Source organism: Sphingobium limneticum (assembly GCF_008710165.1).
Lineage (GTDB): Bacteria > Pseudomonadota > Alphaproteobacteria > Sphingomonadales > Sphingomonadaceae > Sphingobium > Sphingobium limneticum.
In genome coordinates, this window is sequence record NZ_VYQA01000003.1 from 285,019 (window position 1) to 298,303 (window position 13,285).

General features: G+C 64.1%; 18 protein-coding genes. 11 read left to right on the forward strand and 7 right to left on the reverse strand.

Annotation, left to right across the window (positions count from 1 at the left end):
• Positions 1-14: 14 nt before the first annotated feature.
• The 7 genes from flhA to F4U95_RS06075 all read right to left on the reverse strand — a co-directional run bounded on the left by flhA (position 15) and on the right by F4U95_RS06075 (position 5,598).
• Positions 15-2,135, reverse strand: coding sequence for a flagellar biosynthesis protein FlhA (gene flhA / locus F4U95_RS06045; protein WP_150424961.1), 2,121 nt, complete (start codon positions 2,133-2,135; stop codon positions 15-17).
• 9 nt (positions 2,136-2,144) lie between these two features.
• Positions 2,145-2,960 (reverse strand): lysozyme family protein, encoded by an 816-nt coding sequence (locus F4U95_RS06050; RefSeq protein WP_150424962.1) that lies wholly within the window; start codon positions 2,958-2,960, stop codon positions 2,145-2,147.
• Positions 2,961-3,111: 151 nt separating this feature from the next.
• Entirely contained in the window at positions 3,112-3,420 is a 309-nt protein-coding gene (locus tag F4U95_RS06055) for a hypothetical protein (protein WP_120251849.1), read from the reverse strand.
• A 15-nt stretch (positions 3,421-3,435) separates the two neighbouring features.
• Entirely contained in the window at positions 3,436-3,711 is a 276-nt protein-coding gene (gene flgM, locus F4U95_RS06060) for a flagellar biosynthesis anti-sigma factor FlgM (protein WP_150424963.1), read from the reverse strand.
• Positions 3,712-3,754: 43 nt separating this feature from the next.
• On the reverse strand, positions 3,755-4,312 hold the full coding sequence (locus F4U95_RS06065; protein WP_150425046.1) for a flagella basal body P-ring formation protein FlgA: 558 nt from the start codon (positions 4,310-4,312) through the stop codon (positions 3,755-3,757).
• A gap of 108 nt (positions 4,313-4,420) precedes the next feature.
• A complete protein-coding gene (locus F4U95_RS06070; RefSeq protein ID WP_150424964.1) occupies positions 4,421-4,933 on the reverse strand; it encodes a flagellar motor protein MotB in 513 nt (170 codons plus the stop codon).
• Positions 4,930-5,598, reverse strand: a complete 669-nt coding sequence (locus tag F4U95_RS06075; protein WP_150424965.1) for a MotA/TolQ/ExbB proton channel family protein — start codon at positions 5,596-5,598, stop codon at positions 4,930-4,932. The genes F4U95_RS06070 and F4U95_RS06075 overlap by 4 nt, the downstream gene beginning before the upstream one ends.
• Here F4U95_RS06075 and F4U95_RS06080 point away from each other — a divergent pair.
• The 11 genes from F4U95_RS06080 (at position 5,578) to flgK (ending at position 13,281) form a co-directional block, all read left to right on the forward strand.
• A complete protein-coding gene (locus F4U95_RS06080; protein WP_150411841.1) occupies positions 5,578-5,781 on the forward strand; it encodes a hypothetical protein in 204 nt (67 codons plus the stop codon). The genes F4U95_RS06075 and F4U95_RS06080 overlap by 21 nt on opposite strands.
• 60 nt (positions 5,782-5,841) lie before the next feature.
• Positions 5,842-6,210 carry a flagellar basal body rod protein FlgB gene (gene flgB / locus F4U95_RS06085; RefSeq protein WP_120251844.1) on the forward strand — a complete coding sequence of 123 codons (369 nt, stop codon included), beginning with the start codon at positions 5,842-5,844 and terminating at the stop codon, positions 6,208-6,210.
• A gap of 2 nt (positions 6,211-6,212) precedes the next feature.
• Positions 6,213-6,623: a flagellar basal body rod protein FlgC gene (gene flgC / locus F4U95_RS06090; protein WP_120251843.1), complete on the forward strand. Its 411-nt coding sequence runs from the start codon at positions 6,213-6,215 to the stop codon at positions 6,621-6,623.
• Entirely contained in the window at positions 6,620-7,279 is a 660-nt protein-coding gene (locus F4U95_RS06095) for a flagellar hook assembly protein FlgD (RefSeq protein WP_150424966.1), read from the forward strand. The genes flgC and F4U95_RS06095 overlap by 4 nt, the downstream gene beginning before the upstream one ends.
• Before the next feature lie 49 nt (positions 7,280-7,328).
• On the forward strand, positions 7,329-8,171 hold the full coding sequence (locus tag F4U95_RS06100) for a flagellar hook-basal body complex protein (RefSeq protein WP_120251841.1): 843 nt from the start codon (positions 7,329-7,331) through the stop codon (positions 8,169-8,171).
• 34 nt (positions 8,172-8,205) lie between these two features.
• Entirely contained in the window at positions 8,206-8,949 is a 744-nt protein-coding gene (locus F4U95_RS06105) for a flagellar basal body rod protein FlgF (protein ID WP_120251840.1), read from the forward strand.
• An 81-nt stretch (positions 8,950-9,030) separates the two neighbouring features.
• Positions 9,031-9,819, forward strand: coding sequence for a flagellar basal-body rod protein FlgG (flgG, locus tag F4U95_RS06110; RefSeq protein ID WP_120251839.1), 789 nt, complete (start codon positions 9,031-9,033; stop codon positions 9,817-9,819).
• A 9-nt stretch (positions 9,820-9,828) separates the two neighbouring features.
• Entirely contained in the window at positions 9,829-10,506 is a 678-nt protein-coding gene (locus F4U95_RS06115) for a flagellar basal body L-ring protein FlgH (RefSeq protein ID WP_425505039.1), read from the forward strand.
• Complete coding sequence (locus F4U95_RS06120) at positions 10,506-11,621, forward strand: flagellar basal body P-ring protein FlgI (RefSeq protein WP_120251837.1); 1,116 nt, start codon at positions 10,506-10,508, stop codon at positions 11,619-11,621. The genes F4U95_RS06115 and F4U95_RS06120 overlap by 1 nt, the downstream gene beginning before the upstream one ends.
• Positions 11,621-11,950, forward strand: coding sequence for a rod-binding protein (locus F4U95_RS06125; RefSeq protein WP_120251836.1), 330 nt, complete (start codon positions 11,621-11,623; stop codon positions 11,948-11,950). The genes F4U95_RS06120 and F4U95_RS06125 overlap by 1 nt, the downstream gene beginning before the upstream one ends.
• Positions 11,947-13,281 carry a flagellar hook-associated protein FlgK gene (flgK, locus tag F4U95_RS06130; protein ID WP_150424968.1) on the forward strand — a complete coding sequence of 445 codons (1,335 nt, stop codon included), beginning with the start codon at positions 11,947-11,949 and terminating at the stop codon, positions 13,279-13,281. Before F4U95_RS06125 ends, flgK begins: the two co-directional genes overlap by 4 nt.
• The last annotated feature ends 4 nt before the right edge of the window (positions 13,282-13,285 follow it).

The window sequence follows — 13,285 nt, forward strand, 5'->3', positions numbered from 1 at the left end:
GCTCAACCCTCCTTTCAGGCGACCCGTTCACGCTGAGGCGCGGGGTCGTGGCGGGGCGTGGGACGCGGTTCGTTGCCGACGACGGCGACCACCTCGACACCCTTGCCGTCGGGAATTTCGAGGAAGGACAGCACCGGCGTTTCGGGCAGATGCGGCTTGAACAGGCGGGCGAGCGCGCGGCGCGCCACCGGCGATGTGACGATGGCGAAGGCGCGCGCCTGACCCATCAGCGGACGGGCGGCATGTATCACCGCTTCGACGATGCGGTTGGCCAGCGCGGGTTCGATCGGATGTTTGGCATCGCCCGCGACGCGCATGGCCTGGGCCAGCAGCCCTTCCAGATCGCCGTCCAGCGTGATGACCGGCAGCGGCATCTTCACCGGGACCAGACCCTGGATGATGAGGGCGCCGATGCGCTGGCGCACCGCTTCGACCAGCTGTTCGTGGTTCATGTCGGGGCGGGCGGCGTCGACCATGGCTTCGCAGATGCGGCGGAAATCCTTGAGCGCGATGCCTTCGGAAAGGAGCGCGCGGCACAGCGCGCTGATCTGCGTCAGGGTGAGCGTGCCAGGCGTCAGGCCATCGACCAGCTGCGGCGCGGCGTCCTTCAGATTGTCGAGCAGCTTGCGCGCTTCGTCCAAGCCGAACATTTCGGCGGCATTCATCGCGATCAGCTGATTGAGGTGGGTGGCGACGACCGTCGGCGGATCGACCACGGTATAGCCCGCGACCACGGCTTCGCTGCGCTTGCCCTGCGGAATCCACACGGCGTCGAGGCCGAAGGTCGGATCTTTCGCCGCGCGACCGGCCACCGTGCCCTCCAGTGCGCCGCTGTCGAGCGCCAGCAGGTCATCGGGCCAGATTTCATCCTCACCCACGACGACGCCGGCGATGGTGATGCGATATTGGTTCGGCTCCAGCGCCAGATTATCCTTCACGCGGACCATCGGCACGACGAAGCCCAGTTCCTTCGACAGCTGGCGACGGATGCCGGTGATGCGGGCCATGAGCGGCGCGCCCTTGCGTTCGTCGACCAGGCCGATGAGGCCATAACCGATTTCTAGGCCGAGGATCGCGCCGTCCGACACATCGTCCCATTCGATGACGGCCGGGTTGGGCGCGGGTGGTGTCGGCGCAGGTTCGGCCGCCTTCTTCTGGCTCGCTTTGCGCAGCTGCCAGGCGATACCGCCGGCGATCGCCGCAGCGGTCAAGATGATGATGTGCGGCATGCCGGGCAGGATGCCGAGGAAACCCAGGATCGCGGCGACCGGCACCCAGGACTTGCCCGAACCGAACTGGCCGGCGACCTGGCTGCCCAGATCCTGCTCGCTCTTCACGCGGGTCACGATGGAGGCGGCGGCGATCGAGAGCAGCAGCGCGGGGATCTGTGCGACCAGCGCGTCGCCGATGGCCAGGATGATATAGGTTTGCGCGGCTTCGCCGATCGCCAGCTTATGGCTGACGACGCCCAGGATGATGCCGCCGACGATGTTGATGACCAGGATCAGGATGCCCGCAACCGCGTCACCCTTCACGAACTTGCTGGCACCGTCCATCGAACCGTAGAAGTCGGCCTCTGTCGCGACTTCGGCGCGGCGGATCTTGGCTTCTTCGGGCGTCATCAGGCCGGCGTTCAAATCGGCGTCGATCGCCATCTGCTTGCCCGGCAAGGCGTCCAGGGTGAAGCGGGCCGACACTTCGGACACGCGGCCCGCACCCTTGGTGATGACGACCAGGTTGATGATCATCAGGATGGCGAAGACGAAGATGCCCACGACATAGTCGCCGCCGATCAGGAAGTGGCCGAAAGCCTCGATCACCTGACCCGCCGCGTCCGATCCTTCATGGCCCGACACCAGCACGACGCGGGTGGAAGCGACGTTGAGCGCGAGGCGCAGCAGGGTCGCGAACAGCAGCACCGTCGGGAAGCTGGAGAAATCGAGCGGCTTGGCCGCATTCAGCGCCACCATCAGCACGGCAAGGCTGATCATGATGTTGGTGATGAAGCCGATGTCGAGCATGACGGCCGGAACCGGCACCATCATGAACAATACGACCATCAACGTCGCGAACGGCAGCACGGCGCCCTTGGCGGCGCTCATCCAGATCTTCGCTTTGACTTGAGCAGGAGACATTGCGGCCGATTACCTTCCGAGGGTGGCGAGCATGAGATAGGCGAGGCGCGCCGTCTGCGGTTGCGGCTTGACCATGATGTCAGGCTGCTCGCTCAGGCGCTGGGTTTCGATCCGCACATAATCGGCGGGCTGCACCGTCTTCGCGCCGGTGGGCAGCGCGGCGGAGGCATATTGGATGTCGCCGCCCAGGCTATCGACGCCCTTTTGCAGCTTGGACGCGAAGCGATCCCGGATTTCGGCGAAACTGCGGGCATTGCCCTGCTTGTCGTAGAAGATCGAGTGGTTCGCGCGCGCAGCCGACGGGAAGAGCGACGCGGCGCTCGCATCGGGCGCGCGATCGTGAACCGACAGGAATTTGGAGGCGCCGCCGACGCCCAGGAAATGGGCGAGGTAGAGATCGACCGGCTCGGCTTCGCGGCCCAGCTTCGATTCCAGAAAGGCCTTGTTGTCGGCGGCATGTTCCGCCGCCATGACCGAAGCGGTTTCGGGATGCTTGCGCAGGTCGAGGATCTGCTGGCGCAGTTGGGGGTCCGCCACATAATAGCGGCCGCCGCTCTGCTGGATCGCGTTCGAGGCCCAACCCAGCCCATATTCGCTGCCATGCTTGTCGATGACGGCGAGCCAGCTCTGGTCGATGAATTGATAGAGGCCGGTGGCGGACGATGTCGCCGCGCGGGCCGTGGGGTTCAGGCTCGATTCGATCTTGGCCTGACCCAGCAGGTAGGAGAAGTCGACACCAGTACGGCGGCTCGCCATGGCAATCGCGTTGGTCACGCGATTACCCGTCGAACTTCCGGTTGCTGATATGTCTGCGAAAGCGGACACGACTAAAATCCTCACTAGCTAGCGAGGACATTAGAGCAATGTTTGTGCCAAGATTTGGTTAACGCGGGTAAGGATTTCGCGCCCCACAACGAAAAACGGCGCCCGAAGGCGCCGCTTTAGCCGAAAGTCGAAATATTTTTTACGAAGGCTTTCAGCGGCCGTAGGTCAGCGGGGCCGTCTGCGCGCCATGGGCCGCAAGAATGGCAAGACGCTGTTGCGCGTGATCGGCGAGCAGCTTCACCCGGATCCGGGCGCTGTCGAGCAGCGGCATCATGATGCTCAGCCGTTCCACTACCGCGGGGTCGGATCTCCAGGCGCCGATCGCGCGGACGGACGAGGCCGCGCGGCTGACACGATTGCTGGCGAGTTCGATCGCGGCGGCATCATTGCCGTCGAGCACAGCACGAAGATCCTCGAACGCGTCGAACAGATCATCCAGCGCGGCAAGACCCAGCGGCATGACGTCAATCCTCTATCAGGCGGCCGACAGGTCGAGCGCGATCATGCGTTCGGCAATGGCGGACGGGTTCACCGGGTAATTGCCCGATGCGATGGCCGATTTGATGGCGGCGATCCGGTCCATGTCGACCGGCGCACCTTCGGCGGCCATGCGCGCGGCAGGGCTGCTCGACGTGGCGGCGCTGGCGGCCGTGGTCGATCCGGTGGTGGCCGTCGCGCGCGTCTTGGCCCCTTCCCGCAGGCGGGAGGCCTCAATGGCGGCGCTGATATTCTGGCCCACTGACTTGATCATTGGAAAATCCTTCACTCGTCCCTACTGACTATAACGGACAAGTTCAAAAATTATTAAATCCAGGAATGCGCACTACGCCCATTTCTACGACTTGAGCGAAAATCGGTGCGCTTTTCTTGTCTTCGCGCACACGGATCGTTTCACCCATGGCGCCATCTTCATCCGCGACCATCATGCGCGATACGCTGAAAACCGAGTTGCCGGCCATCAATTGCACCGGATCGCCCTTGCGCACAACCGCCTCCTTCGCGGCGGCGGGTGCCGGGCGAACATAGCGATTGGCGGCGCCATAGGCCGATGCGGTGCGCGGTAGCGGCCCCGAAGCGGCAGCGGCCGATCCGGTCATCAGCGGCACGCGGATGCGCCAGCCCAGAGCTTCGCACTTCACCATCGCGGCACCGAAGATCGGACCTTCGACGCTGGGTGTGGTGGGACAGGCGGCCAGGCGCAAACGGCGATCGACCGGCGCGGCAGGGCCGCCCGGCTCACCCAGATTGGCGCCGACGGTCATCGCCACCAGACTGTCGATACGATCGAGATTTTCGAATTTCTGGTTTCCCTGTGCCTGATTCCCTTGGGCCTGGGCCAGCGCAGGCGACATGCTGGTCAGCGCGGCGGCGGCGAGAAGGGCGGAAAATCGAAACACGGCATGTCTCCTGACGGAAGAACGGTCTTGTCAGGATTTCAGCAATTTCCGTGCCAAATATGATTAACGGCCCGGCGCGATGTGGATGACCTGCCCCTTCCCGCCTTTGCCGTCGCCCTGATCCAGTCCACGGATCAGCAGGCGATCCTGCGCAATGCCGTCCATCCGCAGGGCGCGGGCGACGGCGCCCAAACGGGCCGCCGCCAGATCCCAGTCGTCGAAACGCTGACGGCCCCGATCGGACCCGTCGCTGCGGATTTCCAGCCCGCCAGGCTTATGCTCGAAACGCTTCGCCACGGCGGACAGGCGGGCGCGGCCAGCATCGCTGAGCAGCGCTTCGCCAGGCTGAAAAAGGTCGGCAGCGCGCAGTTCCACACCCTGCTGCATCGCCCGACCGCCAAATTGCTGGCTGACCTGCGAAAGCATGGCGTCGCGGCGCGATCCGCTGGCCTGCAACAGCACGAAGAAGGCAAGCAGAAGGAGCAGCAGATCGGCAAAGCTGACCGCCCAGCGATTGCGCCGGGCGGAGGAGGCCGATGCCGTGACGGCCGATGTCGTGGAGTAAGGCGCGGTCATGCGACTTCGCGGATCGCGGCGCGGCGCAGCGGCGCATTTTCACGCCGGGCGATCGCCAGCATCCGGTCGGCCACTTCACGCTGCCAGGCCAGTTCCCGCTCCGACAGGTCGGCAAGGCGGGCGGCGACAGGCGCGGCGATGATGTTGGCGATGACGACGCCGTAGAAGGTGGTGAGCAAGGCCAAGGCCATGGACGGGCCAAGCTTCGCCGGATCGTCCATGGCGGCGAACATGCCGACCAGGCCGATGATCGTGCCCGCCATGCCCAGTGCCGGCGCGGCGTCGGCGATCGACAGCCAAGCCTTGTGCACCGCGCCATGGCGTTGCGCCCGGTCGGCGAGCGACTGCGCCGCCCACAATTCGAACATGTCGGTCCGCTCGCTATTGGCGAGCTTGCGGGCGGCTTCGGTCAGGAAGATATTGGCGGTCTTGACCCGGTCGGTGCAGGACAGGCCGCGCAGCTGCGCCACCTGATCGATCTTGAGCATGGCCGCGCGGGCGGCATCCCGGTCGCGGGCCGGATCGGCGGTCAGCAACAGCCGCAGCGCCGCCATCGCTCCGCCCATGGCACTCACGCCATTTTGAAACAGCGCCACCGCCGCGATCCCGACCAGCATCGCTGCCAGCGTCAGCGGATCGAACAAATGGCTGATTATCGCGATCATGAACGCCTGCTTCCCATCATCCTATCGACCAACGGCAACGCCCTGCCGCTGGCCGGCAAAAAATTGCCGCCCTTGCCGCCTCCCCCAGCAAGCCCCCCGTTTGCCGGGGATTATCGTGCTGCCGATGCGTCACCCACGCAAATTGGCACGGCTCTTGCTGATCTCCGACAGGATCACCCGTAAGGAGACGCCATCAGGTGTCAGAACGACGGGGGACGCAAAACTTTTAGAGCGAATTTGACCATGTCGGTGGATGACAATCTGTTCGGGATACACGGAAAGGCGCTGGCGCTTCGTTCGCAGCGCCTGTCCTTGCTCGCGTCCAACATCGCCAATGCCTCCACGCCCGGTTACAAGGCGCGCGACATCGATTTCGAGTCCGCGCTGAAGGAAGCCACGACGCAGGCCGGCAACAGCGCGACCGACGTGTCCAAGGCCGTCGATGACAGCATGGGCTATCGCGTCCCGCTGCAACCCAGCCTGGACGGCAATACGGTCGAACTGAGCACCGAACAGACGCTGTTCGCCGAAAATGCGGTCAAATATCGCACGACCCTCTCCTTCCTTGAGGGCCGCATCAACACCATCAACCGCGCCCTGAAGGGAGAATGAGCATGAGCAACAATGCGCCCATGAACATCTTCGACATTGCCGGCCGCGCCATGAGCGCCCAGCTGGTGCGCCTGAACGCCACCGCGTCCAACATGGCCAATGCCGGCAACGTCACCGGCAGCGCGGGCGAAGCGTATCGCGCGATCAAGCCGGTGTTCGAAAGCGTCACCGATACGCCCGGCGTGTCGACGGTGAAGGTCAAGAATGTCGTCACCACCAATGCGGAGCCGACCAAGCGCCACGATCCCAATCATCCGCTGGCCGATGCCAATGGCGATGTGTGGGAAGCCGCCGTGGACGGCAATGCCGAGCTGATCGACATGATCGAGACGGCCCGCATGTATCAGAACAACGTCCAGGTCTTGAACACGGCCAAGTCCCTGATGATGGAAACCATAAGGATCGGCAAATGACGACCACATCCACGGTCACCGATAGCGCGGGCCTTTCGGTCTACAACCCGACCAAGAATGTCGGCACCGGCAGCGCGGAGATGGGTCAGGCCAGCTTTCTGACGCTGCTGACCGCGCAGATGCAGTATCAGGATCCGTTCGAACCGGTCGATAATGCGCAGATGGTGTCGCAGATGGCGACCATCACCAATTCGTCCGGCATTGCCGAAATGAACCAGACGCTGAAGAATCTGGCGAGCGAGCTGACCGGCACGCGGCTGGGCGATGCGGCCAGCTGGATCGGCAAGTCGATGCTGGTGCAGAGCAATATCGCCGCGCCCGACGCGACCGGCACCTATGCGGGGCAGGTCACGCTGTCCGCCGCCACCGAAGGCGCCACCATCAATCTGGTCGATTCCGCCGGCAATGTGGTCAAGACGATCGAAACCGGCGCGCAGCCGGCCGGCAACCTGACCTTCTATTGGGACGGCAAGAATGACGCGGGCGAGACGGTGTCCACCTCCGCCCTTCAGGTGAAGGTCAGCGGCGCGACCACCAGCAAGGTCGCGACCTGGGCCACCATCGCCGCCGTTCAATCGCCCGCCGACGGATCATCCTCCAAACTCATCACCGCGCTCGGCAGCTACAGCCCGTCGGACGCGATCAGCCTGATGTAATCTTTCTCACCCTCACTCCCCACATCCTTTTCACCCAAGGAGCAACGCCATGTCCTTCTACATCTCCCTGTCGGGCCTGAAAGCGGCCCAGATCGACCTCGCCACCACGTCCAACAACGTCGCCAACGTCAGTTCGACCGCGTTCAAGAAGAGCAAGGCGCAGTTTGGCGACATCTTCGCCGCCGCGCCGATGCAGACCACCAACCAGGTCGCCGGCCAGGGCGTGCGCGTGCAGGACGTGGCCCAGCAATTCACGCAGGGCACGATCGAAGGCACCGACAAGACGCTGGACCTTGCCATCACCGGCGAAGGCTTCTTCACCGTGAAGGGCGAGGACGGCACCGTCAGCTATACCCGCAACGGCGCTTTCTCGGTCAATGAGGACCGCTTTGCCGTCGACACCACCGGATCGCGCATCCAGGTGTTCGCCGTCGATCCCCAGACCGGCAACCGCACGGGTGCGACCGCCAATGCCACCCCGGCCGACCTGAGCGACCTGCAGATCCCCACGACGCTGAACGGCGACGCCAACGGCGCGCAGCTCAACAGCGTCGGCGTGTCGAAGGAAGGCCTGGTTTCGGCCGTCTATGCCGATGGCACCACCGTCTATCTGGGTCAGGTCGCCATGGCTTCGTTCAACAGCCAGGAAGGCCTGCGTCAGGAGGGCGATGCCCACTGGACGTCGACCGTCGCCAGCGGCCAGCCCACGCTGGGCACCGCCAATCAGGGCCTGTTCGGCGCCGTGAACTCGGGCTTTCTGGAACGCTCCAACGTCGACATCACCGACGAACTGGTCAACCTGATCGCGGCGCAGCGCAACTTCCAGGCGAACAGCAAGGCGATCGAGGCGGCGAACACGCTGACCACCACCATCGTCAACCTGCGCACCTAAGACGCTTAAAGGCACGGGATAGAAGGTTTAGCCCATGGATCGGCTCGTCAACACGGCACTTACGGCGATGCGCGGCGCGATGGCGCGGCAGGCGTCGGTCGCGAACAACCTCGCGAACGTCAACACCGTCGGCTTTCGCGCCGAAATCGCCAATGCCGAGACACGCTGGATCAAGGGCGACACGTTCGACACCCGTGCCCAAGCGTCGGAACAGGTCGTCGCCGCCGACATGGCGCAAGGCGCGATGACCGAAACCGGCAACAACCTGGACGTGGCCATGAACGGCGATGCCTTGCTCGCCGTTCAGGCCGCGGACGGTAGTGAGGCCTATACGCGCCGCGGCGACCTGAAAGTCACGGACAGCGGCCTGCTGACCACCGGCGACGGCCTGGCCGTCATGGGCGAAGGCGGACCGATCACCCTGCCCCAGATGGACAGCGTGTCGATCGCCAAGGATGGCAGCATCTGGGGCGTGCCGCAGGGCGGCGATCCCGCCAACCCGGCGCAGGTCGACAAGTTGAAGCTGGTCAATGCCGCCGGATCCAGCATCGCCAAGGGCACCGACGGGCTGTTCCGCGAAGTGAATGGCGGCACCCTGCCCGGCGATCCGCTGGCGAGCGTGACATCGGGCGCGCTGGAAGGGTCCAACGTCAATGCGACCCAGGCCCTTATTCAGATGATCGAGGCCAGCCGTGCCTGGGAAACCCAGGTGAAGATGATCGATACCGCCAAACAGCTGGACGATGGCGGCGCTTCGCTGATGCGCCTCGACAGCTAAAATAGTTGGTTAATATTGGCACGCATCTTGCTTTGATGACTGCATGAGCATCCTTTGGGATGCCGCCACGGAGATACAACGATGACGAACGCAGCCCTTCATGTCGCCCGCACCGGCCTTGACGCGCAGAACACGAAGATGCGCGTGATCGCCAACAACCTGGCGAACGTCAACACGACCGGTTTTAAGAAGGACCGCGCCGATTTCGAAACGCTGGCCTATCAGCAGATCATTCAGGCCGGTTCCAATTCGGACAGCGAGAACAAATTCGCCAACGGGTTGAACCTCGGCTCCGGTGTGGCGCTCCAGGGCACCAGCAAGATCAACACCCAGGGCACGCTGAACCAGACCAACAATGTGCTGGACATCGCAATCGAGGGTTCGGGCTATTTCCAGGTGCAGCAGCCTGATGGTTCCATCGCCTATACCCGCGCCGGCAATTTCAGCGTTACCGCCGAAGGCACCGTGGTCACAAGCGACGGCCTGCCCCTGATCCCGCAGATTACCGTGCCGCAGGGCGCGACGTCGGTCGCGATCGGCAATGACGGTACCGTCACCGCCACGTTGCAGGGTGAAAGCGAACCGAGCAACCTTGGCCAGATCGAAATCGCCAGCTTCATGAATCCGTCGGGCCTGACGTCGATCGGCGGCAATTTGCTGACCGAAAGCGCCGCCAGCGGCGTGCCGCAGGTCGGCGTTGCGGGCCTTGAAGGCCGTGGCCTGATGCGGTCGGGCTATCTGGAAACGTCGAACGTCAACATCGTCGAGGAGCTGGTCGACATGATCGAGACGCAGCGCGCCTATGAGGTCAACAGCAAGATGATCAAGGCGACCGACGAGATGCTCCAGTACGTCAACCAGAATATCTAAGGCTGAATGATGCGCCTGTCCTACGCCGCCATCGCAGCCGTCTCGCTGATCGCTCTGACCGCTTCCCCGCTGGAAGCCGCCAAGAAGAAGCGCGAGGTCGAGCGCGACTATTACATGCCGACCATCGCCCAGCCGGTCGCTCCGGCGGCGAACGGCTCCATATTCCAGGCGTCGGTGGGCTATACGCCGCTGACCAGCGGCGCGCGCGCCACCACGGTCGGCGACATCATCACCATCGTACTGGTCGAACGGACGCAGGCGAGCAAGACGACCAGCGCGGACACCGCCCGCAACGGCAATGTCGGGCTGACGCCGCCGACCACCGGCATCCTGTCCAAGCTGATTTCGCCCAGCGACATCGGCGCCAGCGGCCAGAACACCTTCACGGGCAAGGGCAATGCCAGCCAGTCGAACGCGCTGACCGGTGAGATCACCGTGACGATCGCGGCGGTCTACCCCAACGGCACGATGCTGGTGAAGGGTGAGAAGGCGCTGACGCTCAATCGCGGCGACGAATTCATCCAGATCAGCGGCCTCGTCCGCCAGGCCGATATCGCGCCGGACAATCGCATCGCATCGACCCGCGTCGCCGACGCAAAGATCATTTACAAAGGCAAGGGCGAGATCGCCAATGCCAGCCGTCAGGGCTGGTTCCAGCGCTTCTTCTCCGCGATCAGCCCCTTCTGATGGAAACCGGAACAGCCATGATCCGCCTGCTTCGCCTGATCCTGCCGATCTTCGCGCTCCTTGCCGTGCCGGCCCATGCCGAACGAATCAAGGATCTGGGCACGTTCCAGGGCGTCCGTCCCAACCAGTTGACCGGATATGGCATCGTGGTGGGTCTGGCCGGCACCGGCGACGACAGCATCCAATATGCGACCGAGGGCATGAAGGGCGTCGTCTCGCGCTTTGGCCTGACTTTGCCGCAGGGTGTGAACCCCGCGCTGAAGAATGCGGCGGCCGTGCTGGTGACTGCCGACCTGCCCGCTTTCGCCAAGCCCGGCCAGCGGCTGGACGTGACCGTGTCCGCGCTGGGCAAGGCCAAGTCGCTGCGCGGCGGCACGCTGATCATGACGCCCCTGCGTGGTGCGGATAACGAGATTTACGGCATGGCGCAGGGCAACCTGGCCGTCGGCGGCCTGGGCGTGACCGGCGCGGATGGCAGCCAGGTGTCGGTCAACGTACCGTCGGCCGGCCGCATTCCCGGCGGCGCGACGGTGGAACGGGCGGTCGCGACCGGGTTCGACACCGCGCCTTCTCTGACGTTCAACCTGGCCGAAGCAGACCTGACCACGGCGCTGCGCGTGGCGGACGGAATCAACCATGCCTTTGGCGATCGCCGCGCCCGCGCGACCGATGCCGTTTCGGTATCGATCGACGCCACGCCGGGCGCCGAAGACCGCATCCTGATGATGGGCATGATCGAGAATATCGAGATTTCGCCTGCCGATGCGCCGGCCAAGGTGATCGTCAACGCCCGCACCGGCACGGTCGTCATCAACGGCGCGGTGAAGATCCATCCAGCCGCCGTGGCGCACGGCAAATTGACCGTCAGCGTCAATGAAAGCCCGCGCATTTCGCAGCCCGCCCCCTTCAGCCAGGGCCAGACCGCGGTCGAGCAATCGAGCAGCATCAGCATCGACCAGGAAAAGAAACCGATGATTAATTTTAAAGGTGGAGCGTCGCTGGCCGATATAGTGAAGGCGGTCAATGCGATCGGGGCTTCCCCGGCGGATATGGTCGCGATCCTCGAAGCCTTGAAACAGGCGGGCGCGATGAAAGCGGAACTGGTGGTGCTGTGATGCAGGTAACGACGACGAACAGTACCGCCGCGACCGGCGCAACGCCTTCGCAAAAGGCGCAGCTGCAAAAGGCTGCTCAGCAGTTCGAGGCGGTTTTCCTGCGCCAGATGATCGGCGCGATGCGATCGGCCAGCCTGGCCGAGGGCATCAGCGATTCCAGCGCGACCCAGCAGTTTCAGGACATGGCCGATGCCCGCACCGCAGACGCGATGGCGGGCAAGGGCGCGATGGGCATCGCCGAATTGCTGATGAAGCAATTTGGCGCCCGCGTGAGCGATACCCCGGTCGCGCCTGATGCAACGGCCGCCGGCAAGGCGACCGGCGCATGAGCGATCTGTTCATCATCGGCGCATCGGGCACCCGCGCCTATCGGTCGGCGATGGCCGCAATCGCGGAAAATATCTCCAACGCCAGCACCGAGGGCTATGCCCGTCGATCGGTGACGACCATCGAATCCGGTGCGTCGACTGCGACCATGTCGCTCTATATTTCACGCGCCAATTTCGGCGGCACGCAGGTGGCCGGCGTCAATCGCGCGTCCGATCCCTATCTGGACGCATCGGTCCGCAATACCGGCATGGCGCTGGGCAGCGCGACATCGCGGCTGCGCTGGCTGTCCGATGCCGAAAATGCCATGAACGACAGCAGCACCGGCGTCGGCCAGCTGATGATCGGCATGTTCCAGAATATGGAAAAGCTGGCGGCCAGCCCGACCGACACGTCGCTGCGCGTCACCACGCTGGACAGCATCAGCCGGGTTGCGCAGGCGTTCAACCAGACTGCCACCGACCTCAAGACCGTGTCCGAAGGGATCGCTACCGAAGCCAAGGCATCGGTCGCGACCATCAACCAGTCGCTCGACGCGCTGGCCGACATCAACAATAGCCTGCTGCGTGCGCAGCCGGGCACGTCCGCTTATGCCCAGTTGCTCGACAGCCGCGATTCCGCGTTGCAGACGCTGTCGCAGAATATGAACATCACCGTCAGCTTTGGCACCAATGACAGCGCCATCGTCAGCTTCGGCGACCAGACGCTGGTGAGCGGCAACGCGGCGACCAATGTGGCGCTAACCGCCAACAGCAATGGCACGCTCTCGTTCGGGCTGGCCGATGGTACGGCGCTGGGCGCGCCGGCGAACGGGACGCTGGGCGGATTATTTTCCGCAGCGAACACCGTGACGCAGCGGCGCACCAGCCTGGACACGCTGGCCGCGCAATTCGCCACAGACGTCAATGCCTGGCATGCGCAGGGCGTGACCGATGGCGGCACCGCCGGCGCGGCGCTGTTGTCCGGCACGACGGCAGCCAGCCTGGCCGCGCTGGTGACCGATCCGGCACAATTGGCAACCCGATCTTCGGACGGCACGCTCAACGGCAATCTGTTGACGGTCAGTTCCGTTCTGCGCGGCAATGGCAGCGTCGAACAGAATTGGACGTCGATCATCGCGCAACAGGCGACATTGCTGTCGTCCACCAAGGCCGAGTTCGACACCGCCACCAGCCGCAACGATCAGGCGGTCGCCGCGCGCGAAGCGGTGAGCGGCGTCGACCTGGACCTGGAAGCTGCCGACCTGTTGCGCATCCAGCAAGCCTATTCGGCGTCCGCGAAGATCTTGCAGGTCGCCAAGGAAACGCTCGATTCCATCATGAACATCATCTGACGCG

What these genes read in the sequence shown, in the direction of transcription:
- flhA (WP_150424961.1), bottom strand. Translation starts at nt 2,135, where the DNA reads ATGTCTCCTGCTCAAGTCAAAGCGAAGATCTGGATGAGCGCCGCCAAG.
- F4U95_RS06055 (WP_120251849.1), bottom strand. Translation starts at nt 3,420, where the DNA reads ATGCCGCTGGGTCTTGCCGCGCTGGATGATCTGTTCGACGCGTTCGAG.
- flgM (WP_150424963.1), bottom strand. Translation starts at nt 3,711, where the DNA reads ATGATCAAGTCAGTGGGCCAGAATATCAGCGCCGCCATTGAGGCCTCC.
- F4U95_RS06065 (WP_150425046.1), bottom strand. Translation starts at nt 4,312, where the DNA reads ATGTCGCCTGCGCTGGCCCAGGCCCAAGGGAATCAGGCACAGGGAAAC.
- F4U95_RS06070 (WP_150424964.1), bottom strand. Translation starts at nt 4,933, where the DNA reads ATGACCGCGCCTTACTCCACGACATCGGCCGTCACGGCATCGGCCTCC.
- F4U95_RS06080 (WP_150411841.1), top strand. Translation starts at nt 5,578, where the DNA reads ATGGCTGATTATCGCGATCATGAACGCCTGCTTCCCATCATCCTATCG.
- F4U95_RS06075 (WP_150424965.1), bottom strand. Translation starts at nt 5,598, where the DNA reads ATGATCGCGATAATCAGCCATTTGTTCGATCCGCTGACGCTGGCAGCG.
- flgB (WP_120251844.1), top strand. Translation starts at nt 5,842, where the DNA reads ATGTCGGTGGATGACAATCTGTTCGGGATACACGGAAAGGCGCTGGCG.
- flgC (WP_120251843.1), top strand. Translation starts at nt 6,213, where the DNA reads ATGAGCAACAATGCGCCCATGAACATCTTCGACATTGCCGGCCGCGCC.
- F4U95_RS06095 (WP_150424966.1), top strand. Translation starts at nt 6,620, where the DNA reads ATGACGACCACATCCACGGTCACCGATAGCGCGGGCCTTTCGGTCTAC.
- F4U95_RS06100 (WP_120251841.1), top strand. Translation starts at nt 7,329, where the DNA reads ATGTCCTTCTACATCTCCCTGTCGGGCCTGAAAGCGGCCCAGATCGAC.
- F4U95_RS06105 (WP_120251840.1), top strand. Translation starts at nt 8,206, where the DNA reads ATGGATCGGCTCGTCAACACGGCACTTACGGCGATGCGCGGCGCGATG.
- flgG (WP_120251839.1), top strand. Translation starts at nt 9,031, where the DNA reads ATGACGAACGCAGCCCTTCATGTCGCCCGCACCGGCCTTGACGCGCAG.
- F4U95_RS06115 (WP_425505039.1), top strand. Translation starts at nt 9,829, where the DNA reads ATGCGCCTGTCCTACGCCGCCATCGCAGCCGTCTCGCTGATCGCTCTG.
- F4U95_RS06120 (WP_120251837.1), top strand. Translation starts at nt 10,506, where the DNA reads ATGGAAACCGGAACAGCCATGATCCGCCTGCTTCGCCTGATCCTGCCG.
- F4U95_RS06125 (WP_120251836.1), top strand. Translation starts at nt 11,621, where the DNA reads ATGCAGGTAACGACGACGAACAGTACCGCCGCGACCGGCGCAACGCCT.
- flgK (WP_150424968.1), top strand. Translation starts at nt 11,947, where the DNA reads ATGAGCGATCTGTTCATCATCGGCGCATCGGGCACCCGCGCCTATCGG.